This is a genomic window from Acinetobacter sp. YH12205 (genome assembly GCF_013418125.1).
GTDB lineage: Bacteria > Pseudomonadota > Gammaproteobacteria > Pseudomonadales > Moraxellaceae > Acinetobacter > Acinetobacter towneri.
In genome coordinates this window covers 1-20,266 of record NZ_VPCQ01000008.1, presented here as the reverse complement: position 1 = coordinate 20,266, position 20,266 = coordinate 1, and the positions used below count along the sequence as shown (strand labels likewise).

At 42.4% G+C, this 20,266-nt stretch carries 21 protein-coding genes and 1 rRNA gene; 15 read left to right on the top strand and 7 right to left on the bottom strand.

The features are described 5' to 3' along the window. Positions 1 to 95 precede the first annotated feature (95 nt). Positions 96 to 941: a carboxylating nicotinate-nucleotide diphosphorylase gene (gene nadC, locus FTU92_RS11160; RefSeq protein ID WP_180096268.1), complete on the top strand. Its 846-nt coding sequence runs from the start codon at positions 96 to 98 to the stop codon at positions 939 to 941. 106 nt (positions 942 to 1,047) lie between these two features. Here the strand turns inward: nadC and FTU92_RS11155 are convergent, their stop codons facing one another. Together FTU92_RS11155 and rph are read right to left on the bottom strand one after the other, a co-directional pair. Further along, complete coding sequence (locus tag FTU92_RS11155; RefSeq protein ID WP_179994338.1) at positions 1,048 to 1,269, bottom strand: hypothetical protein; 222 nt, start codon at positions 1,267 to 1,269, stop codon at positions 1,048 to 1,050. Positions 1,270 to 1,446: 177 nt separating this feature from the next. Continuing rightward, positions 1,447 to 2,163: a ribonuclease PH gene (gene rph, locus FTU92_RS11150; protein ID WP_004974074.1), complete on the bottom strand. Its 717-nt coding sequence runs from the start codon at positions 2,161 to 2,163 to the stop codon at positions 1,447 to 1,449. A gap of 204 nt (positions 2,164 to 2,367) precedes the next feature. Here rph and FTU92_RS11145 point away from each other — a divergent pair, with 204 nt between their 5' ends. Continuing rightward, positions 2,368 to 3,024, top strand: a complete 657-nt coding sequence (locus FTU92_RS11145) for a TetR family transcriptional regulator (RefSeq protein ID WP_180096266.1) — start codon at positions 2,368 to 2,370, stop codon at positions 3,022 to 3,024. A 114-nt stretch (positions 3,025 to 3,138) separates the two neighbouring features. Here the strand turns inward: FTU92_RS11145 and FTU92_RS11140 are convergent, their stop codons facing one another. Beyond that, complete coding sequence (locus FTU92_RS11140) at positions 3,139 to 3,759, bottom strand: thiol:disulfide interchange protein DsbA/DsbL (protein WP_004974070.1); 621 nt, start codon at positions 3,757 to 3,759, stop codon at positions 3,139 to 3,141. A gap of 181 nt (positions 3,760 to 3,940) precedes the next feature. On the opposite strand from FTU92_RS11140, the gene ubiG reads away from it, so the two are divergent. The 9 genes from ubiG (at position 3,941) to FTU92_RS11095 (ending at position 10,911) form a co-directional block, all read left to right on the top strand. Continuing rightward, positions 3,941 to 4,657, top strand: a complete 717-nt coding sequence (ubiG, locus tag FTU92_RS11135; protein WP_004974063.1) for a bifunctional 2-polyprenyl-6-hydroxyphenol methylase/3-demethylubiquinol 3-O-methyltransferase UbiG — start codon at positions 3,941 to 3,943, stop codon at positions 4,655 to 4,657. Then, positions 4,654 to 5,361 carry an HAD family hydrolase gene (locus FTU92_RS11130; protein WP_131261238.1) on the top strand — a complete coding sequence of 236 codons (708 nt, stop codon included), beginning with the start codon at positions 4,654 to 4,656 and terminating at the stop codon, positions 5,359 to 5,361. Before ubiG ends, FTU92_RS11130 begins: the two co-directional genes overlap by 4 nt. An 81-nt stretch (positions 5,362 to 5,442) precedes the next feature. Then, positions 5,443 to 6,189, top strand: coding sequence for a YciK family oxidoreductase (locus FTU92_RS11125; RefSeq protein ID WP_131261239.1), 747 nt, complete (start codon positions 5,443 to 5,445; stop codon positions 6,187 to 6,189). A gap of 207 nt (positions 6,190 to 6,396) precedes the next feature. Continuing rightward, on the top strand, positions 6,397 to 6,816 hold the full coding sequence (locus FTU92_RS11120) for a hypothetical protein (protein WP_004974057.1): 420 nt from the start codon (positions 6,397 to 6,399) through the stop codon (positions 6,814 to 6,816). Between the two features lie 129 nt (positions 6,817 to 6,945). Then, positions 6,946 to 7,101: a hypothetical protein gene (locus FTU92_RS11115; protein WP_004974054.1), complete on the top strand. Its 156-nt coding sequence runs from the start codon at positions 6,946 to 6,948 to the stop codon at positions 7,099 to 7,101. 246 nt (positions 7,102 to 7,347) lie between these two features. Then, positions 7,348 to 7,737 carry an RcnB family protein gene (locus tag FTU92_RS11110; protein ID WP_180096264.1) on the top strand — a complete coding sequence of 130 codons (390 nt, stop codon included), beginning with the start codon at positions 7,348 to 7,350 and terminating at the stop codon, positions 7,735 to 7,737. A 202-nt stretch (positions 7,738 to 7,939) separates the two neighbouring features. Continuing rightward, positions 7,940 to 8,323, top strand: a complete 384-nt coding sequence (locus FTU92_RS11105; RefSeq protein WP_004974051.1) for an RcnB family protein — start codon at positions 7,940 to 7,942, stop codon at positions 8,321 to 8,323. A 145-nt stretch (positions 8,324 to 8,468) separates the two neighbouring features. Further along, positions 8,469 to 9,815 carry an amino-acid N-acetyltransferase gene (gene argA, locus FTU92_RS11100; RefSeq protein WP_004974049.1) on the top strand — a complete coding sequence of 449 codons (1,347 nt, stop codon included), beginning with the start codon at positions 8,469 to 8,471 and terminating at the stop codon, positions 9,813 to 9,815. Positions 9,816 to 10,233: 418 nt separating this feature from the next. Beyond that, positions 10,234 to 10,911, top strand: a complete 678-nt coding sequence (locus FTU92_RS11095; protein WP_136144515.1) for a TetR family transcriptional regulator C-terminal domain-containing protein — start codon at positions 10,234 to 10,236, stop codon at positions 10,909 to 10,911. An 80-nt stretch (positions 10,912 to 10,991) separates the two neighbouring features. Here the strand turns inward: FTU92_RS11095 and FTU92_RS11090 are convergent, their stop codons facing one another. Next, positions 10,992 to 11,558, bottom strand: a complete 567-nt coding sequence (locus FTU92_RS11090; protein ID WP_004974047.1) for a hypothetical protein — start codon at positions 11,556 to 11,558, stop codon at positions 10,992 to 10,994. 206 nt (positions 11,559 to 11,764) lie between these two features. Here FTU92_RS11090 and ribF point away from each other — a divergent pair, with 206 nt between their 5' ends. The 4 genes from ribF to FTU92_RS11070 all read left to right on the top strand — a co-directional run bounded on the left by ribF (position 11,765) and on the right by FTU92_RS11070 (position 16,687). Continuing rightward, entirely contained in the window at positions 11,765 to 12,766 is a 1,002-nt protein-coding gene (gene ribF, locus FTU92_RS11085) for a riboflavin biosynthesis protein RibF (RefSeq protein ID WP_131261250.1), read from the top strand. A gap of 67 nt (positions 12,767 to 12,833) precedes the next feature. Further along, positions 12,834 to 15,680, top strand: coding sequence for an isoleucine--tRNA ligase (gene ileS, locus FTU92_RS11080; protein ID WP_180096262.1), 2,847 nt, complete (start codon positions 12,834 to 12,836; stop codon positions 15,678 to 15,680). Beyond that, positions 15,673 to 16,212, top strand: coding sequence for a signal peptidase II (lspA, locus tag FTU92_RS11075; RefSeq protein WP_004974039.1), 540 nt, complete (start codon positions 15,673 to 15,675; stop codon positions 16,210 to 16,212). The genes ileS and lspA overlap by 8 nt, the downstream gene beginning before the upstream one ends. Beyond that, the gene (locus FTU92_RS11070) at positions 16,205 to 16,687 is read left to right on the top strand and encodes a peptidylprolyl isomerase (protein ID WP_179990202.1); all 483 of its coding nucleotides are present in this window, start codon (positions 16,205 to 16,207) and stop codon (positions 16,685 to 16,687) included. The genes lspA and FTU92_RS11070 overlap by 8 nt, the downstream gene beginning before the upstream one ends. A 424-nt stretch (positions 16,688 to 17,111) precedes the next feature. On the opposite strand, the gene FTU92_RS11065 is transcribed toward FTU92_RS11070, so the two are convergent. The 3 genes from FTU92_RS11065 to rrf all read right to left on the bottom strand — a co-directional run. Beyond that, positions 17,112 to 18,281 (bottom strand): PQQ-dependent sugar dehydrogenase, encoded by a 1,170-nt coding sequence (locus tag FTU92_RS11065; protein ID WP_180096260.1) that lies wholly within the window; start codon positions 18,279 to 18,281, stop codon positions 17,112 to 17,114. Between the two features lie 191 nt (positions 18,282 to 18,472). Next, complete coding sequence (locus tag FTU92_RS11060; RefSeq protein ID WP_004974034.1) at positions 18,473 to 19,831, bottom strand: MFS transporter; 1,359 nt, start codon at positions 19,829 to 19,831, stop codon at positions 18,473 to 18,475. A 330-nt stretch (positions 19,832 to 20,161) separates the two neighbouring features. Continuing rightward, positions 20,162 to 20,266, bottom strand: a 5S ribosomal RNA gene (rrf, locus tag FTU92_RS11055); the annotation flags it as partial.

Here is a 20,266-nt window from a genome sequence, read left to right as displayed (position 1 = left end):
ATTACACCCGAACGTGGCTAAAAAACACATCCTGACGCAGAACAGTGTTAATATAACGCGCAATTTTCATGGGCAAGATCGACACGGAAAATCTTATGAGCATCTCTCCAGCTTTGCTTGAACAATCCATCCAAATCAATATTCAGCAAGCCTTGCAAGAAGATATTGGCGATGGTGATATTACCGCATTATTGACCCCTGAAGATGAGCAGGCCACTGCCACCATTATTAGCCGTGAAGACATGATTTTGGCAGGTCAACCGTGGGTAAATGCCCTGATTCAAGCATACGATGCCAATGTGCAAGTCACGTGGTTAAAAAATGATGGCGACCACGTTGCTGCCAATGAAGCCTTTTTGAAATTGGCAGGTTCTGCACGCAGCCTGTTAACGGTAGAACGCCCTGCGCTGAATTTTGTGCAAACCCTGTCTGCTGTTGCGACTAAAACCGCAGCCTATGTGCAACAACTTGAAGGCTTAAATACCAAACTGCTAGATACCCGTAAAACCTTACCGGGTTTACGCATTGCACAAAAATATGCTGTCACGGTCGGTGGTGGACAAAACCATCGTTTAGGCTTATTTGATGCCTTTTTGATTAAAGAAAATCACATTATGGCAGCAGGCGGCATTACTCAGGCAATTGCCAAAGCACATACCATTGCTCCGGGCAAACCTGTAGAAGTTGAAGTGGAAACTTGGGATGAACTAAATCAAGCCCTTGAAGCCAAAGCTGATATTGTGATGTTGGATAACTTTAGCCAGCAACAAATGATTGATGCGGTCAAGCATGTGGCAGGTCGTTGTAAACTTGAAGCGTCGGGCAACATCACCATTGAAAATTTACGTGAAGTGGCTAGTACAGGCGTAGATTATATTTCGATGGGTGTTTTAACCAAAGATGTCAAAGCTGTGGATTTATCAATGCGTTTTAATGCGTAAACGATTACTTTTAAAATTAAGGGTGCAATCTGCACCCTTAATTTTTTCCAAAAATTGATTTTAAGGAGGCAAATGAGCCTCCTTTTTTTATGCCTCAATTTTGAATTTAATCATCGTCCTTGTTGTCGTTGTCGTTGTCGTTGTCGTTGTCGTTGTCGTTGTCGTTGTCGTTGTCGTTGTCGTTGTCGTTGTCGTTGTCGTTGTCGTTGTCGTTGTCAGAAGCTTGACCGAGTACACTACGATTGTCTTCATTTTCACGCTCAGTACGTGAATCACATGCAGTTAAAAACAACATCATGGCAGACATTAAAATAATCAATAGTTTCATGCTTTCCTCCTCTTTTCATTCAGGCTCTTTGCATACAGTTTTCCATCTTAAAAGAACGCATCCTGCAATATTGTAGCTTTTTGCTTCACGCTTCCTATCGCAATCTAAATCTCATCCATAAAAAAACGCATCCGAAGATGCGCTCTTAAACAGCAGAAAAACATCAAAAAGCTTAGCTTACCAACCTAAAGCTTGCTGCTGTTTTTTTACCAATTCCTGAATACCTTTTTCTGCCATTTCCAACATGGCATTACATTGCACACGATTAAACGGCTTATCTTCAGCAGTACCCTGAATTTCAATAAATTCACCTGCTTGTGTCATCACCACGTTTAAATCAGTTTGGCAATTTGAATCTTCTTCATAGCACAAATCCAATAACACTTGGTCTTGGTACATGCCCACAGAAATTGCAGCCACCAAACCCTTTAATGGGTCATGCTTAATTTTTTTCTTTTCCAGCAACACATTCATAGCATCAATCAATGCCACTGCTGCACCTGTAATGGCTGCAGTACGGGTACCGCCATCGGCCTGAATCACATCACAGTCAATGGTAATGGTGTTTTCACCCAGTTTCTTCAAATCGACCATGGCACGCAAGCTACGACCAATTAAGCGCTGAATTTCCTGTGTACGTCCGCTTTGTTTACCACGCGCCGCTTCACGGTCACTACGGGTATGAGTTGAACGTGGCAACATGCCATATTCTGCAGTTACCCAACCTTGTCCCTGCCCTTTTAAAAAGCGCGGTACAGAGTTATCAATACTTGCGGTACACAAAACTTTGGTATGACCAAACTCTACCAACACTGAACCTTCAGCATAGCGAGTATAGTTACGGGTAATTTTTACCTCACGTAATTGATCTAAAGCTCGTTGGTCAATACGCATAATGTGTCCTTATTTTTGGCTCAAATAAATTGCCCGCAAGTATAACAGATGCCACAGCGCAGGTCGCTTTTCCAAAGCTTGACGTGTGCTGTTTCGGTAAATTTTGCCTGTATTTTTACAAAGTGGCTTCATTCATCTTTTAGTATTATCGTGAAACACAGGTTTTTGTTAGACTGCGCGGCACTGGCAGAATCAGGAAATACAATGTCGATTCGGGAAGAACGAAAACAACAAAGTCGTCAGGCAATTATTGATGCAGTGCTGCAACTCAGCAGCGCAGGACGTGCATTTAGCAGCATTAGCTTAAGAGAAATTTCACGACAGATTGGACTGGTGCCCACCGCATTTTATCGGCATTTTCAAGATATGGATGAGTTGGGGCTAGATTTGGTCGATCAAGTTGCCTTGCACATTAAAGGTATTTTGTATCAGTTGGGACAAGCTTATTTATACCAACCCGATGCACAGACCGAAAAGGCATTGACCCTATTTTTTAAATCTGTCGATCAACATCCACAACAATGGATTTTTTTAATTGCCGAACGCTGGGGCGGTTCGACCATTTTACGGCAAGCCATCGCCCGTGAAATTGATTTTTTAATTGAAGATTTAGCTAATGATTTACAACGGGTCGAAAGCGTACAACATTTTCAGCATGCTGAAGATTTTCACATTCTGGCCAATATTTTAATTAATTTATCGTTAAATTGGGCAATGAGCTGGATTGGTTTAGAACGCCAATTTGAAGCCGAAAAATTACCTGAACAACAGCAGCGTTTTATTCAACAAACCATTACTCAAGTACATTTATTATTTCGTGGCATTTGCCACTGGCAACGTCCGCAGCCTGTCGCAGATTAAACATACAACACACTTTTAACCTGCATTAAAAAAACCGCAATGACGTTGCAATCATTGCGGTTTTTAGCGATGCGCTGCTGATTCAGCCTTGCATCATCTTGTTATTGCATCTGCTTATTTCTTAGCTTTACGCTCTTGATCAACCAAGTAGTTCACTACTTGAATCACTTTGCCGTTATCGCCTTGAACGATATATTTACCATTCACCACCACCGCAGGTACACCTGTCAATTGGTACTGACGCGCCAATTGTTTAGCTTGTGAAATTTTAGAGGTGATCGCAAACGAGTTAAACATGCTGTTAAATTTCGCTTCAGGTACACCATATTTCACAAAGAATTTAGCTTGTGATTGTTGGTCAAAAATTTGCTGACCTTTGTCATGAATGGCATGGAAAAGTGGCAAGTGAGTTTTCTTGCGCACACCCAAAGCTTCAGACACATAATAACCACGTGCATTCATTTCCCAAACAGGATTCATGGCTGCAGGAGTACGCACAAAATTCACATCTTTAGGTAACTGGCGTAACCATGTTTGCATATATGGTTCTAAAGTAAAGCAGTGACCACAGCCATACCAAAAGAACTCACGCACTTCAATTTTACCTGGTACATCAACCTTACCCGGGTTGGCGACAACGCTATAATCTTTACCTGCTACAAAATTTGCCGCCATAGTGCTACCAGAAATAGCAAAGATGGCAGTTGCCAAACTACCTAAAAGGAATTTTTTCATTGCGTTTATAATCCTCTAAATCATTCTGTTTAGTGTATGGCAACACTATAAATCAATTATGCTGATTTCGTTTTCCTTCTGTGAACTTTTTTACAGCTTTTATCGCTTTTTTTAGAATTAACGCTACACTAGGGTTTATATCTATTTTTCCAATTATCACGACCCAATTGAGGTGGCACCCATGTCGCATTTGAATGTTGATCCACAAGAAATTGCCAAATTTGAAGCATTTGCAGCCATATGGTGGGATCAGCATTCCGAGTTCCGTCCCCTGCACATGATTAATCCACTGCGCTTAAACTGGATTGATGAGCACGCAGGCGGCTTGGCAGGCAAGAAAGTGCTAGACGTCGGCTGTGGTGGTGGTATTTTGGCAGAAAGCATGGCTCGTCGCGGTGCCAATGTGCTTGGAATTGATATGGGCGAAGCACCTTTAAACGTGGCACGCCTGCATGCAGAACAAGAAGGCGTACACAATATTGAATATCGCCAAATTCCTGTTGAGCAATTGGTAGATGAGCAAGCTGGTCAATACGATGTGGTGACTTGCATGGAAATGTTAGAGCACGTACCTGATCCGGCCTCGATTATTCAAGCCTGCCAAAAACTGGTCAAGCCGGGCGGTCATGTATTTTTCTCGACCATTAACCGCAACCCTAAATCATACCTATTTGCCATTATTGGGGCAGAATACGTGCTGCGCATGTTAGCCAAAGGCACACACGATTATCATAAATTTATTAAACCGTCTGAATTGGCACACGACATTCGCCAAGCGGGTTTAAAACTTAAAGATATGACGGGTTTACACTACAACCCACTGACTAAACGCTATTGGTTGGCACCTAATGTTGATGTGAACTACATGGTTTACACGGTCAATGAGGCAACAGAATGAAAGCCGTTTTATTCGACCTCGATGGCACCTTAATTGATACCGCTGCAGATTTTATTCGCATCATTCAAGACATGTGCCACGATAAAGGCTGTGAGATTGTGGCAGCAGAAGCCATTCGCACGCAGGTGTCTGAAGGTGCACGGGCTATGGTAAAACTGGTCTATCCAGAACTTGAAGTAGATGACCCTGTATTTCTTGCGCATCGACAACGCTTTTTAGACCTGTACGGCGCTGATATTGCGGTAGAAACCGATTTGTTCGAGGGCATGTATCCACTGCTCGAAGCTTTGGAACAGCATCAAATTCCGTGGGGAATTGTCACCAATAAACCGCGCTGGCTCAGTGAAGCCTTACTCAAGGCACTGAATTTAACTGACCGCTGTGCGGTTTTGGTCTGCCCTGAAGATGTCAGCCACACCAAACCTGACCCAGAACCCATGTATTTGGCAGCCAAACAGATTGAAATTGCCCCTGAAGATTGTATTTATGTGGGCGACCATCCACGTGATATTGATGCAGGCCGCAATGCCAATATGTACACCATTCTGGCCGCTTACGGTTATTTACCGTTACAACACAAAGATGACTTAACAGCGTGGCAAGCAGATTGTATAGTGGATTCAGTCGCTGAATTACATACGGTTTTAGACAAATTGGTGCTGCAAGCCGCAACATTATCAAGCAGCCTGAATGCCAATGCCTGAGTTGATTCTATAACACCTGTCAAAGCACGAATATCACCTTTAAAACATGACCAATAAAAAATCAATATAGGAGGGATGACCATGAAATACTCAGAATATCAACCTCGCCCCGATCTGTTAAAAGATCGCATTATCCTCATTACCGGTGCGGGAGATGGTATTGGACGTGCCGCTGCCCTCAGTTATGCCCTGCATGGGGCCACTGTGGTATTGCATGGTCGTACCCTCAATAAACTTGAAGTCATTTATGATGAAATTGAAAGTTTAGGTGCACCACAACCTGCTATTTTACCGCTGCAACTGTCTAGCGCTTCGCCACGTGACTATGAGTTGCTGGTCGATACTCTAGAGAAACAATTCGGACGTTTAGACGGTATTTTGCACAATGCGGGCATTTTAGGTGAACGCACCGAGCTGGCCAATTACCCTGCAGATGTCTGGGATGATGTCATGGCGGTAAATTTACGTGCGCCTTTTGTCTTGACTCAGGAATTATTGCCGCTCTTGGCAAAATCAGAACATGCCTCGGTGGTATTTGCCAGTTCAGGGGTTGGCCGTGAAGCACGTGAACGCTGGGGGGCTTATTCAGTTTCTAAAATTGCGATTGAAGCAGTCAGCCAATTATTTGCCAAAGAGCAAGTTCACCCGAATATTCGCTACAACTGCATTAATCCAGGTGCGACCCGCACAGCCATGCGTGCCAAAGCCTATCCTGATGAAGATCCAAAAACTTTACCTACACCCGATGCCATCATGCCTGCCTATTTATATTTAATGGGCGATGACAGCTTGCACATGAATGGTCAAAGTATTGATGCACAGGATTAGTTCTGTCGTTTGATCCGAAGAAAGGAAGCGCTTGCTTCCTTTTTTATGGACTTAACCTAGCATATTGCCAATTTTTGCACATTGATTTGCGGTAAAATGGCATCGCACAAGCATTTTCAGGTTTCTATCCTGCCTATTTTTGGCAATGCAAAGCCTGATTACCATGCTTCCACATCTCAATTCAACCTCAACGATGCAGAGAGCAACATGACTGAATTAAACAACATCACCGTGACACCACTTGAAGATGGTATGGTGTCTTTACTGATTGATGGTCAGCCTATTTCTGAAAAATATGGCATGAAGTTTGAAGCCAGCATCGTAGATGACATTCAGGCACTCGACAACGGTCAGAAAATCAAACTGTTTGATCAGTTTGTATTTTCACATACCGACCTTAATTTTGAACATGCTTACCACTATGTCACAGGCATTGAAAAACTGGACGATGCCTACAAAGTGGTTAAAAACTTTGTTTATCGTATTAAAATTGAAGGGCAACCTGAAATTGAACACGTGATTAGCAAGCAAGGCGCACCAATGAGTACTGAAGATGTACGCGAATTTATCAATGCACATATTCAAAAATCATTGACCGACTACACCGATTTAAACTACGCCTATTAAGCAAAACTCATGGCAACGGTGGCAATAATCGTTTTATTGGATTGTTTTTATAAAATTATACGGTTTTCCAAATCAATATACATCACCTATGCTTGATGTATCTCCACAACAAGCATTAGGTAAATTGTGATGACTGATATTCAACGTAAAACTGCCGTGATTCAAAGTATTGAAAGCTTGCAATTAGGTCAGCATTTAATTGTGGCTTTGGATGATCGTGAAACAGCCGAATGTGTTGCCATCGCTGTGCAATCTTTACAAGGCTTAACTGAACATTGGAACTAAAGCAGACCATAGCAGTACGCTGCTATGGTGATGTCTCATCCTTTCCTTAGCACAAGAAAAATCATCCCACCCCTATTTTCTGAGCGATAGCTACTAAATTTCGTATTTTGTCGCATAATAGAATCAATACCATGCCGCATCCTGCAGAGCGTATTTAAAAAATTCATGTGCTTTCTTCACAGTTTCTCTGCATTTAATGGTTAAAGTATGAACTGTGATATCAAGATGAGAGAATGAGGGGTTTACATGAAAAAGATTTTGACAGTTCTGGCAATGTCTTTCAATGCTTTACTAAGCAGCAATTTTGCAACTGCCGCTCCTCAATTTGATCGAGACTCAGCTGACCATCCTCGTAACCAAGCACACAATAAACATGAATTTCGTGCCGATGCAGAAGAGCGTATGCAAGACAAACGCCGCATGCGTGAAGAACGTGGTGTAAAACGCTTACAACAACATAAATGGCAAACGGGTTATGTCATGCCGCAGCATTATCGTGGCAATGGTTATAAAGTCGATTATCAGGAACATAACTTGCCCCGCCCTGAACGCAAACAACAATGGTATAAAATCAACCAAGACTACATTTTGGTCGATGTCGAAAATCACCATATTTTGCGTATCGCAGGTTTATAGACCTACTGTTGTACATACACAATATCTAAATACATAGCCCAAAGCTCACTTTGGGCTTTTTTTATAGAGCGATAGTCCGCTCAGGCTCTCCTTGTTTTCTCCATAAAATTCACAATTCACCTCAATTTCCACCATCATTTATCTTGAGTATTTGACTAATTTGGACACATCTACCCCATATTTAAAACTGAAGGTAAGTCGCATGAAAAAATTACTCAGCACCTTAGCACTGTCTTTAAGCGCAATCATGGCAACATCGGCTATGGCAGCACCCGACCATCGTTATGATGATCGTCGTCATCAAGCGAGTGCCACCTATAAACATCACGACAAGCGTTGGGACAATCCACGTCATCATGCACAGTGGGAACAAAAGCGTTATGATCAAAAACGCGTGAATCCAAGTCGTGACTGGCGTGTAGGTCAAAACCTCCCACGCGGATATGATGCGAACCGCTACAAAGTCAGTGATCGTGAAGCACGTCGTTTACCCAACACAGGTCGTTATCAGCAGTGGTATAAAGTCAACGGTGACTATGTGCTGATTAATGAGCGCACCCAGCGTATTATTCGTATTATTGGCTAAAACCGTTCAGCCTGAGCTGAAAAATAGCATTTCTCCACAACACCTGAAGCACCATTCAGGTGTTTTTTTATATTTAGTCTTCCGCTGCAGAATTTTTTGATTAGAATCAAAGACAGCACCATCGATCATTACAGCAGGCCAACGAATGACTCCAACTGAAAACCCGCACAGCACAACCTTACAATATGTGCATTGGTTTAGACATTCTGCGCCTTATATCAATGCCCACCGCAATAAAACCTTTGTGATTATGTTCGATGGTGAAGCGGTTTTGCATGAAAACTTTCAGCACATTATTCATGATATTGCCCTACTACACTCGCTTGGTATTCGTTTGATTTTGGTACATGGTGCGCGTCCACAAATTAATCAAAACTTAAAATTCAGCCAAATTGATACACCGTTTCATTTGCAACGTCGTGTCACCACTCGTGAATCTTTATCGTGTGTCATGAATGCTGTCGGTTCAATTCGCCTGCAAATTGAAGCCTTATTGTCGATGGGGCTAGCGAACTCCCCTATGTACGGCGCACGGATTGATGTGGTGTCGGGTAACTTTATCACCGCCAAACCGTATGGCATTCGTGATGGGGTCGATTATCAACTGACTGGCGAAGTCCGCACTGTAGATGTCGATGCCATTCAACGCCATTTAGAAAATCATAATATTGTGTTGCTCGGTCCAACAGGTTATTCCACCACAGGTGAAGTGTTTAACTTGTTGGCTGAAGAAGTGGCAACTAAAACTGCCATTCAATTAAAAGCTGACAAACTGATTTTCTTAGGCGCGCAGCACGGTTTGCAGAATGCCGAAGGTCAATTGCAACGTGAAGTTCATCCGCAACATTTAAATCCATATATTGAAGATGCTCAGCGACATCATCCTGAATTGGCTTTACACTTAAATGCAGCCCAAGATGCCTCATTAAACGGCGTACATCGGGTACATCTCATTTCCTATGCCTACGATGGTGCTTTACTCGAAGAACTGTTTACCCGTGATGGTTCAGGGACGATGGTGAGTGATGCACATTATGAAGAAGTGCGTACGGCCAATATTCAGGATGTAGGCGGTTTGATTCGTTTATTACGTCCTTTAGAAGAAGAAGGCGTGTTGGTATATCGTTCACGTGAGCGTCTGGAAAATGAAATTGGACAATTTGCAGTGATTGAACGTGACGGCATGATTCTCGCCTGTGCCGCCTTGTACCCCATTCCGACCACAGGTCATGAACTCAAGTCGGCCGAAATTGCCTGTGTCGCGGTGCATCCTGCTTATCGTAAATCCAACCGTGGTCGCCAAATTCTGGATTATTTAGAAGATAAAGCCAAAACCATGGGTATTCAGCAATTATTTATTTTAACCACTCGCACCGCACACTGGTTTTTAGAACAGGGCTTTGCACCTGCCAGTGTCGATGATTTACCCGATGCACGTCAGGCTTTATATAACTATCAACGCAACTCAATTGTGTGTAAAAAACGGCTCTAAGCGAAACTTTTGGTACGCTGAATGACACAGCACAATCAAAACCCAGAAATGTTTCACGTGGAACATGCTGCCGATTAAATCAGGTCATCACACCTATACCTGTCAGCACGACAGTGTAGGGATGATCAAAATTGGCAGCATCCACACCACTGTTTAGTTTTTTTAAATAAAATTGATGCAAGGCAGGAAGAAACTTTACTTTTATCATTTATATAGAAAATTCAAAAAACTTATTCATTCAGTCAGAAAATACAAAAACAAGATACTCCCCCTCTCTAATCATGCTTTTCACGGATTTAATAGCTAAACTACAGAATAAACTAAAAATATTTTAAAAATACATCTTTAAAAGATGCACAAGCCTGATGATTTGCCGTACAATTAATAATTCCCTTTTTTCATTGTTTTAAAATTACGAATGGAACAAAAAAAGAGTACACAAAAACGCCATCAGCTTCTCAATGCTGCACTCGACGTATTTTCTTTATACGGATTTAGCGGCGCGAGTTTGGACGAAATCGCACAAATTGCAGAGATGCATAAGTCGAATATTTTCTATTATTATGAAAATAAAGAAGCCTTATATGTTGAGGTACTGACTACAGTACTACAAAAATGGCTGGCACCTTTGCAAATGCTCGAAGCTGAACTCGAGCCTGATGAAGCAATTACCAATTATCTGCTGCAGAAAATTGAGGTTTCACGTACTCAACCGAAAGCATCACGTCTATTTGCATTAGAAGTGATTCAAGGTGCGCCACATATTCAGGAAATTTTAAAAGGCCCTCTGAAAAAACTGGTCAAACGCAAAGCCAAAGTCATTACCATGTGGCAAGAGCAAGGCAAACTGTCTAAACAGATTGATCCTGAATTGCTGATTTTGAATATTTGGGCGATTACCCAAAACTATGCCGACTTTGCAACGCAAATGGAAATGGTGACAGGTAAAACCCTGCGTAACCGCAGTATGTTGCAACGTGTCTTGCAACATACGGTTCACATGATGCTCTACGGTATTATGCCGCGTCAGGACGAAGTGGATGCACCTCAAGCCGCTGTGGTCACTGCCACACCTGAACAAGAATCAGAAGACTAATTGCACAGCACTAACTAAGATACGCACTTTTACTCACGACCCTAGTTAAAACTAGGGTCGTGGCGTTTTGGGCAACTGTATTACTTAACACTTTGATATAACGATAATAATTTTTGTGCGCCTAGCAACAAGTTTTCTTCCCAGTCTAAATGTGCCGTATCATTGGCACCATCGGTAATATATTTGACCGACAACATGCGCACGCCTAGTTTTTTACAGACTTTGGCAATCGCATAGCCTTCCATATCGACCAGCTGACACGGCACTTTCGGTGTCCCCGTTTCAAAACTATCGCCTGTACCGCAAATTCCGTTAGGTAAATGCTCAAAATAGCGTTCCAGCTCAATTTCTGCAGGATGCTCCTGATCCATAGGCGTCACCCCCACCTGAAAACCCAACGGTGAAACATCCATATCTCGCTGTACAAACTGACTCACTTCCACCAAAGCATGCGCATCAAAATGGGAGCTGCCCGCAGTGCCTAAATTGAGCAAGGTTTTACAGCCTGTTTTCTGAATCACTTCAAAGGCTTTAAATGCGGCATTCACTTTACCAATGCCACTGTAATGCACCTGAATCCCAGCTTGCTCAAACAAGCCTTTAGACTCACTGGGCAATGCCATAATTAAAGCAAAATCAGAATTCATAGCCATCTACTCGTGCAGTTCATTAAAACCGCCCCATTAGAAAAGAAGTTTGAATGCGGTGCAAACCCGATTGCGATTTGCAGATTAAATTGTCGGATTTTGCCTGATTTTTCGATAATTTTTCAGGTTAAAAACACAACAACAAGACGAAAGCGCGAGAATATGGCAATATATAGCTCTTACAAATTTTCAACTTTCATTCGACCATGCAGCTGCTCCGCCTGAATGCTTTATCTTCTACCACCGACTTAGCTCAAACTGCCGTGACCATTGGCAATTTTGATGGCGTGCATGTCGGTCATCAGGCGATGATTCAACAACTCAAAGCAGTGGCTGCCGCACAACAACTAAAAACGGTGGTGATGCTATTTGAACCACAACCACTGGAATTTTTTAAAGGTTATGATGCCCCGCCACGTATCAGTTCTTTGCGGGAAAAAGTCGAATATCTGACTGAATTGGGCATCGACTATATTGCCGTGGCCAAGTTTGACAATCACTTCCGTAGTTTAAATGCTGAAGCCTTTGCCCACCTTTTAAAAAATAGCTTAAATGCCACACATTTAGTTTTGGGTGATGATTTTCATTTTGGCAAAAACCGTCAAGGCAACAGTGACTTTTTACGTAACTTTGGTTTTCAAGTTACCAATTTAAGCACTGTAAATTTATCGGGTGAACGGGTCAGCTCCACACGTATTCGCCAAACCCTACAAGCAGGTGACTTGGCTCTCGCTGCACAACTGCTCGGACGTCCTTATAGTATTACCGGACGCGTACAATATGGCGATCAAATTGGTCGTACCCTAGATTTCCCCACCATTAACGTACGTTTAAACCGTCATCGTCCTTGTTTAAACGGTATTTATGGCGTTGAAGTGGTCTGCGAAACCACCTCCTTAACCGACACAGTCAGCAATGCACATCCTAGCAAAACAGGTGTTGCAGGCTACAGCCCAAACAGTTTATTTGGTGCAGGGCATGTCGGAACTCGTCCTGCCATCAAGCAAGAACATCCCGAATGGCGATTAGAAGTACATTTCCCCAATGTTTCTGCTAATCTGTATGGCTTGTTAATGCGGGTCACGTTTTTAAACTATTTACATGGCGAAAAAAACTACCCTTCGCTTGAAGCACTCAAAGCGGGAATTGATGATGATGTTGAAAAACTTCTTGAATTTCGACAAGATCATCCAAATTTCCCTTTTTAATTTTACCCTGAATATTTAATGTAAAACGCGTCAGTCCATGGGCTGATTCAACTGGAAGACAACTTGCATGAGCGATAAGCAAACTCCTGAAAATGCAGTGGATTATAAAGCCACGCTAAACCTCCCAGGTACTGAATTTGCAATGAAAGCAAATCTGGCAGTACGTGAAGCGAAATGGTTAGAAGAGTGGTATGCCGACAACATTTATCAGCAGATTCGTGCATCGCGTATTGGCAAGAAAAAATATGTGCTTCACGATGGCCCTCCATACGCCAATGGTCAAATTCACTTAGGTCATGCGGTCAATAAAGTCCTAAAAGACATCATTATTAAAAGCCGTGTCATGGATGGCTATGACGCACCTTATGTTCCAGGTTGGGACTGCCACGGTCTACCAATTGAGCTCAAAGTAGAAGAAAAAGTCGGTAAAGTTGGCGTTAAAGTTGATGCCTCAACTTTCCGTAAAGCCTGCCGTGAATATGCTTACACACAAGTTGAATTACAGAAAAAAGACTTCGTGCGTATGGGCGTATTTGGTGATTGGGATAACCCTTACCTCACCATGAATTTCAAGCAAGAAGCCGACATCGTACGTTCACTCGGTGCGATTGCTAAAGCAGGCCATATCGAACCTGGTCTAAAACCTGTGAATTGGTGTCTAGATTGTGGTTCTGCACTGGCAGAAGCCGAAGTTGAATATGAAGATAAAAAATCCGATGCGATTGATGTCGGTTTTGCTGTTGTTGATTTAGCCGATTTATCTGCACGTTTGGGCGTTCAAATTACCGATGCAACAGATATCGTGATTTGGACCACAACACCGTGGACATTGCCTGCTAACCAAGCTGTTGCCTTGCATGCCGAAATTGAATATCAATTGGTAAAAGCACGTAGCGATGAAAAAGCAGCACAAAACTTTATTTTAGCCAAAGAATTAGTACAGTCTGCAACTGAACGCTATGGCTTTAACAGCTATGAAGTGTTGGCAGACTTTACTGGTGACAAACTTGAAAACCTGATCTTGCAACACCCACTAATTCAAGACCGTCAAGTACCTGTCATTTTAGGTGAACACGTCACCGCTGCCAGCGGTACCGGTGCAGTACATACCGCACCTGGTCACGGTGTGGACGACTATAAAGTCGGTTTACAATACAACCTAAAAGTCGATAATCCGGTTGGTGGCAATGGTGTTTATTTACCAACCGCACCAATTTTTGCAGGCGAGCACATTTACAAAGCCAACCCACAAATTATTGCGGCTTTGGCAGAAAGCAATAAGCTGTGGGCACATCACCCAATCAAACACAGCTACCCACACTGCTGGCGTCATAAAACTCCAATTATTTTCCGTGCGACACCACAATGGTTTATCAGCATGGATAACCAAGGTTTACGTCAAGGTGCATTGAATGCGATCGAAAATGAGATCAGCTTCGTGCCAGATTGGGGTAAAAACCGTATTCAAGCCATGATTGAAGGCCGTCCAGACTGGTGTATTTCACGTCAACGTACTTGGGGTGTGCCAATTCCATTCTTCGTACACAAAGACACCAACGAATTACACCCTCGTACACCTGAATTGATTGAAGACGTTGCAAAACTGATCGAGCAAGAAGGGATTGATGGCTGGTACAACCGTGAAGCCAAAGACTTCATTGGCGAGGATGCCGAGCACTACAATGCAGTACGCGACACCTTAGACGTTTGGTTCGACTCAGGTACGACGCATTATGCAGTTCTACGTGAGCGTGAAGAGTTACAAGACCCAGCCGATTTATATCTTGAAGGTTCAGACCAACACCGTGGCTGGTTCCAGTCTTCATTGCTCACCTCAATTGCGATCAATGAACGCGCACCATACAAAGGCTTGTTAACCCACGGCTTTGTAGTGGATGAAAAAGGTCGCAAAATGTCGAAATCGTTGGGTAACATTATTACCCCACAAGACATTATTAAAGACATGGGTGCAGACGGCCTACGCTTCTGGATTGCATCGGCGGATTATCGCTATGAAATGACCGCAGGTAAGGAAATCTTTAGCCGTGCCTCTGACGGTTATCGTCGTATCCGTAACACCTTGCGTTTCTTGTTGGCCAACTTAAATGGCTTCAAACCCGCTACAGATGCACTGCCTGTAGATCAGTTGATTGCACTGGATCAATACATCCTGCAACGTGCCGCAGAAGTACAGAAAACCATTCAGCAAGCCTATGAAGATATGAACTTCCATATCGTGACCAGTGCACTGACCAACTTCTGTATTAATGACTTGGGTGGTTTCTACCTCGATATCATCAAAGACCGTCAGTACACCACCAAAGCAGACTCGCAAGCACGTCATTCTGCACAAACCGCTTTGTATCACTTGGTTCAGGCTTTCGTTCGCTGGATGGCACCAATCTTAAGCTTTACGGCACAAGAAGCATGGCCGCTAATTCCTGAGCAATCAGAAAAATATGTCTTCACTGCAGAATGGTATGACATTCCAGTGGCTTCTGAAGCCAACATCTTGGCAGAAGCGGAATGGCAAACCCTAATTGCAGTTAAATCTGCCGTCAATAAATTCATTGAAGCTGCACGTACCGCCAAAACAGTCGGTTCCAACTTATCTGCTAAAGTTGAACTTTGGGCGAATGACGAACTCAAAGCCGTATTGGATAAACTAGGCGATGAGCTGCGTTTTGTTCTGATTACTTCACAAGTGATTGTGAATAGCTTTGATGCTGCACAAGGCGAAGCCTCTGATTTAGATGGCTTGAACGTGAAAGTTTCTGCAGCAGATGGCGAAAAATGCGTACGTTGCTGGCATGTACTCCCTGATGTGAATACACATTCTGCACATCCAGGTTTGTGCTCACGTTGTATTATCAACCTTCCAACAGGTCAAGGCGAAGAGAGAAAATATGCCTAATCCACAACACAAAAAGGGCTTATTCCAGTTCTATCCACATAATTTATGGTGGGTGGGCTTGTCAATTGTCGCGATTATTCTCGACCAATGGACCAAATGGATTGCAGTATCGCATCTGAATTACGCAGATCCAGTGCCTGTATTGCCCTTTTTGAATTGGACTTTACTGCATAACTATGGCGCTGCCTTTAGTTTCTTGTCCGATGCAGGTGGATGGCAACGTTATTTCTTTACCTCACTGGCAGGTTTAGTGTCTGTAATTTTTGTATTTTGGCTAATGCGTATGCCAAAAAATGTCATCGTACTGCCTTTGGCGATTGCCTTGATTTTAGGCGGTGCGATTGGGAATTTAATTGATCGGGTCAGTCTTGGCTACGTGGTCGATTTTATTCACGTGTACTACAACAACAGCCACTTCCCTGCCTTTAATATTGCAGACAGTGCCATCACACTTGGCACCATTCTGCTGTTAATTGATACGTTTTTCCTAGAAAAGCACCGAATTGAACGAGCGCAGGCGCAACATGACTGAAATTATTAATCCAAATGATGAAACTCGTATTGAAGATGGCTCAAAAGTCGAATTGCACTTTTCTGTCGCCATTGAAAATGGTGTAGAAATTGACAACACCCGTAGCCGCGCTGAACCTGTGAGTTTGGTTATGGGCGATGGCAGCCTATTACCCGGTTTTGAAAAATCATTATTTGGTTTACGTGCAGGTGACCGTCGTACCGTGAGTCTTCCACCTGAAGAAGCATTTGGTCCATGGAATCCTGAAAACGTACAAACTTTTGATACGGTTAAATTTGAGCAACGTCCAGTTGAAGGACACATGATTGAGTTTGAAGATAAAGCCAAACAAAGCCTCTATGGCGTGGTGAAATCTGTCAACGATGATGTGACTGAAGTAGACTTTAACCACCCTTTAGCGGGTAAAAATATTACCTTTGAAGTTGAAATCTTTAGAGTGACCCCAGCAGGACAACAAGGTATTAAGTTGATGTAATCAATTTGCATACTTACTGCATCTTTCTGCTGTTCAAATCTCCCAAGTACAAGAAAATGAATTTGGGAGATTTTTTATTGAATAAGATAATTATTAAATATAATCAAATACTTAAAATTAAATAAATCCAGTTTATTGATCTATATTTTACCGATATATCGTTGTACGTTTTAGCTTACATGCACTGCAGAAAATTGACGCTAGGCAAAGATCAGCTTTCATTTTATATTTAACACATACAGAAACAGGATGTTTCTAAAAGCAAGAATAACAATAATAAATAATATAACGGCAGGACGCTGAAAGGTATAACAGGAGTAATACCTAAACATAAATCTGAAAAAGCCCCGACATGATGTTGGGGCTTTTTTCTATTTGTTTTTTGTCCTACTTTGAAATAAGTTTAGACCTGAAGAAATTTATTTTATGGAGCCACCAATTTAAGCAATCTGGCAGATTGACCATCTTCAATCACCCAAATATTGCCATCCTGTGCTTGAAGTACGCCACGAATCCGCTGACCCATCTCGATACGCTGTAACTCCCGAACAGGCTGTGCTTGCGTATCCACCACAATAATTGCTTTTGAAGATAAACCACCAAGAATGGCTTTATGCTTCCAGTGTGGAAATACATCTCCCGTATAAAACATCAAACTTGAGGGAGAGATGACAGGCGTCCAATCCAGCACTGGGGCTGTAAATTCAGGACGAGTCGCATGGTCTGGAATTGGCAAACCATTATAATGATCACCGTTCGACACCAACGGATAGCCATAGTTTTCGCCTTTGGCAATCAGATTCAACTCATCACCCCCTTTAGGTCCCATTTCTGCAACCCAAAGCTGCCCTGTAGAATCGAATGCCATGCCTAAAGGGTTGCGATGCCCCAAACTCCAGACTTGCTTGGCAATCTCTCCATGTGTTTGAAATGGATTGTCTAAAGGGGTTGTGCCATCTGCATTTAGACACAAAATTTTGCCTAAATTAGATTTTAAATCCTGAGCAGGTTCAAACTTTTGTCGCTCACCAGAACTTATCCACAATTTGCCATCTGCACCAAACTTTATACGATGCGCATAGTGCCCCTGTCCCGATACTTTCGGCACTTGCTGCCAGATTCTTTGAGTTTCGGTGAGTTTTGGCGTGGGTTTAGCATCTAATACAAGCTTGCCCCGAATCACGACTGCACCGTAACCACCCGCACCCGCTTCGGCATAACTTAAATAAATCTGCTGATTCTGTTGAAAGTCAGGATCTAAAATGACGTCACCCAAACCACCTTGTCCGCCATAGGTGACTTCAGGGATAGCTTGAACATCTAAGCTTTGACCTGTTTTTGGATCAAAAAGTTTTAATTTCCCCGCTTTTTCTGTAATTAATAGGCGTCCATCGGGTAATTCTGCCAATGCCCACGGCTCATTAAAATCTGCAATTGGCTGTATTTGATAGCGTTGTAAATTTTGTGCAGAAGTTGATTTTGACTCTAAAGCAGCCGTGTTCTGTTTCGGCTCAACTTGCGCATTACACCCTGTAGTTAAACCCAATACAACTAGACATATAAATCCATAGTATTGCCGATTTATCTTGAGCATCCTAATTGCTCCTCTATTCATTCAATCTTTGCTTGTGCTAATCAAGACATCATAATCAATGAAATGTACCTCGTGCACAGTAGAAATGTAGCGATACACACTTTCTTACTTAAATCTTCTACAAAGTGAATAGGCAAAAAATTAAGGAGCAATGCTCCTTAATTTCAAAGTCCCAAAACACTAACGATCAATTAACTATAAGATCGGCTGGCTTTTTTAACCACGCTTGGCTCACTCACCACCTGTGATGTACTTTGTAAACGAATCAGTGCTACTGCAATTGCACCAATCACTGCAGGAATCGCCACCGCCAAAAAGTTCATTTTATGTGGTAAATCCATGCCCAAAAGTACGCCAATAATAATAGGGCCTACAATCGCACCGACACGCCCCACTGCAGAAGCACAGCCGATACCTGTAGAACGAATCGTAAGTGGATAATACTGAGCAACAAAGCTATACAATAAAATACTGCTGCCAATGGCAGAAGCACCTGCTAAGCCCACCAATAAATAAATCACAGGCTGTGGTGAGTTAAAGCCTAGACCCACTAGAGAGAATGCGCCCAATAAAAACATGCCAATAATCACAGGTTTTAAGTGGAAACGGTCTGCTAAAATCCCGCCACTGATGGTTCCGATCACAGCACCAATGTTCATCGCCATTAAGAACATTAAACTGTTACCCAGCGAATAACCTGCTGCCATCATCAGTTTTGGCAACCAACTGCCCAAAGCATAAACCATCAACAAACACATAAAGAAGCAGCACCAAAACAGCAAAGTACTCATGCCACGGTTATTTTTAAATAAGGCTGCAATTGAGGCATCTGCGGTTTGTACTTCATTTAATACAAATTGTGTTTGTGGGCTGATATTTTCTTGTGGGCTAATTTGCTGGACGATGTGACGCGCTTTTTCATGTTGCTGTTTTTTCACCAAAAAAGTTAAAGATTCTGGTAAGAAAAACCACAATAAAGGCAAAATAAGTAACGGTAATCCCGCAATATAGAACATCACTTCCCAGCCAAAGCTAGGCGTCAACCATGCACCAAGTAAGGCTGCCATAATGCCGCCCACGGCATAGCCGCTGAACATGGTGGTAACTAAGGTACTACGCATTTTTTGTGGTGCATATTCAGAGGTTAAAGCCACGAGGTTAGGCAATACCCCGCCAATCCCTAAACCTGCAATAAAACGTAAAATACCAAACTCTGTTGGGTTGGATGCAAAGCCGCCCCAAAAAGTAAAGCCACTAAATAACGTCACACAAATTAATATGACATTTTTACGGCCAATTTTGTCTGCCAACATGCCAAACAGCATGGCGCCAAACATCATGCCTGCCAGTGCCGTACTCGCAAGCATACCTGCCTGTACAGCCGTCATATTCCATTCTTGCATCAGTAGTGGTAAAGCCACACCGTTAATCGCCAAATCATAACCGTCAAAAATAACGACAAATACGCACCAAAGTACAATTTTTAAATGAAAAGGTTTAAACTTTGCTTGATCCACTACAGCATTCACATTCATTGTTGTTGCTGTCATTTTTCCCTCACCTCCAATTGTGAGCTTTTTATTTTATAAAAAATGAATGGTTATTCACTTTTGTATATAAAATGAATCAATATTCACTTTTTGTCTACAGCAAAAACTTAACTCTGGTTAATTTTCTTAAAAACCTAGACTAAAGTTGTAGATAAATTCGACTAAATAGACTTGCAGTAATTTATGATATTTTGATATATGCTATATTTTTCACATAATTTATTATTGTAAATATATTGTTTTAAACTTCTTTCTTCTACTTTTCTTCTTAATATTTTCTTTCTACATAAAAAAACACCCCCAACGTGAGTTGAGGGTGTTCGAATAATGAGCTGGCGATGACTTACTCTCACATGGGTAACCCCACACTACCATCAGCGCGAAGAGGTTTCACTTCTGAGTTCGGGAAGGGATCAGGTGGTTCACTCTTGCTAT

Excerpts from the sequence above, each read along its gene's own strand:
- nadC (WP_180096268.1), top strand. The coding sequence starts at position 96 with ATGAGCATCTCTCCAGCTTTGCTTGAACAATCCATCCAAATCAATATT.
- FTU92_RS11155 (WP_179994338.1), bottom strand. The coding sequence starts at position 1,269 with ATGAAACTATTGATTATTTTAATGTCTGCCATGATGTTGTTTTTAACT.
- rph (WP_004974074.1), bottom strand. The coding sequence starts at position 2,163 with ATGCGTATTGACCAACGAGCTTTAGATCAATTACGTGAGGTAAAAATT.
- FTU92_RS11145 (WP_180096266.1), top strand. The coding sequence starts at position 2,368 with ATGTCGATTCGGGAAGAACGAAAACAACAAAGTCGTCAGGCAATTATT.
- FTU92_RS11140 (WP_004974070.1), bottom strand. The coding sequence starts at position 3,759 with ATGAAAAAATTCCTTTTAGGTAGTTTGGCAACTGCCATCTTTGCTATT.
- ubiG (WP_004974063.1), top strand. The coding sequence starts at position 3,941 with ATGTCGCATTTGAATGTTGATCCACAAGAAATTGCCAAATTTGAAGCA.
- FTU92_RS11130 (WP_131261238.1), top strand. The coding sequence starts at position 4,654 with ATGAAAGCCGTTTTATTCGACCTCGATGGCACCTTAATTGATACCGCT.
- FTU92_RS11125 (WP_131261239.1), top strand. The coding sequence starts at position 5,443 with ATGAAATACTCAGAATATCAACCTCGCCCCGATCTGTTAAAAGATCGC.
- FTU92_RS11120 (WP_004974057.1), top strand. The coding sequence starts at position 6,397 with ATGACTGAATTAAACAACATCACCGTGACACCACTTGAAGATGGTATG.
- FTU92_RS11115 (WP_004974054.1), top strand. The coding sequence starts at position 6,946 with ATGACTGATATTCAACGTAAAACTGCCGTGATTCAAAGTATTGAAAGC.
- FTU92_RS11110 (WP_180096264.1), top strand. The coding sequence starts at position 7,348 with ATGAAAAAGATTTTGACAGTTCTGGCAATGTCTTTCAATGCTTTACTA.
- FTU92_RS11105 (WP_004974051.1), top strand. The coding sequence starts at position 7,940 with ATGAAAAAATTACTCAGCACCTTAGCACTGTCTTTAAGCGCAATCATG.
- argA (WP_004974049.1), top strand. The coding sequence starts at position 8,469 with ATGACTCCAACTGAAAACCCGCACAGCACAACCTTACAATATGTGCAT.
- FTU92_RS11095 (WP_136144515.1), top strand. The coding sequence starts at position 10,234 with ATGGAACAAAAAAAGAGTACACAAAAACGCCATCAGCTTCTCAATGCT.
- FTU92_RS11090 (WP_004974047.1), bottom strand. The coding sequence starts at position 11,558 with ATGAATTCTGATTTTGCTTTAATTATGGCATTGCCCAGTGAGTCTAAA.
- ribF (WP_131261250.1), top strand. The coding sequence starts at position 11,765 with ATGCAGCTGCTCCGCCTGAATGCTTTATCTTCTACCACCGACTTAGCT.
- ileS (WP_180096262.1), top strand. The coding sequence starts at position 12,834 with ATGAGCGATAAGCAAACTCCTGAAAATGCAGTGGATTATAAAGCCACG.
- lspA (WP_004974039.1), top strand. The coding sequence starts at position 15,673 with ATGCCTAATCCACAACACAAAAAGGGCTTATTCCAGTTCTATCCACAT.
- FTU92_RS11070 (WP_179990202.1), top strand. The coding sequence starts at position 16,205 with ATGACTGAAATTATTAATCCAAATGATGAAACTCGTATTGAAGATGGC.
- FTU92_RS11065 (WP_180096260.1), bottom strand. The coding sequence starts at position 18,281 with ATGCTCAAGATAAATCGGCAATACTATGGATTTATATGTCTAGTTGTA.
- FTU92_RS11060 (WP_004974034.1), bottom strand. The coding sequence starts at position 19,831 with ATGACAGCAACAACAATGAATGTGAATGCTGTAGTGGATCAAGCAAAG.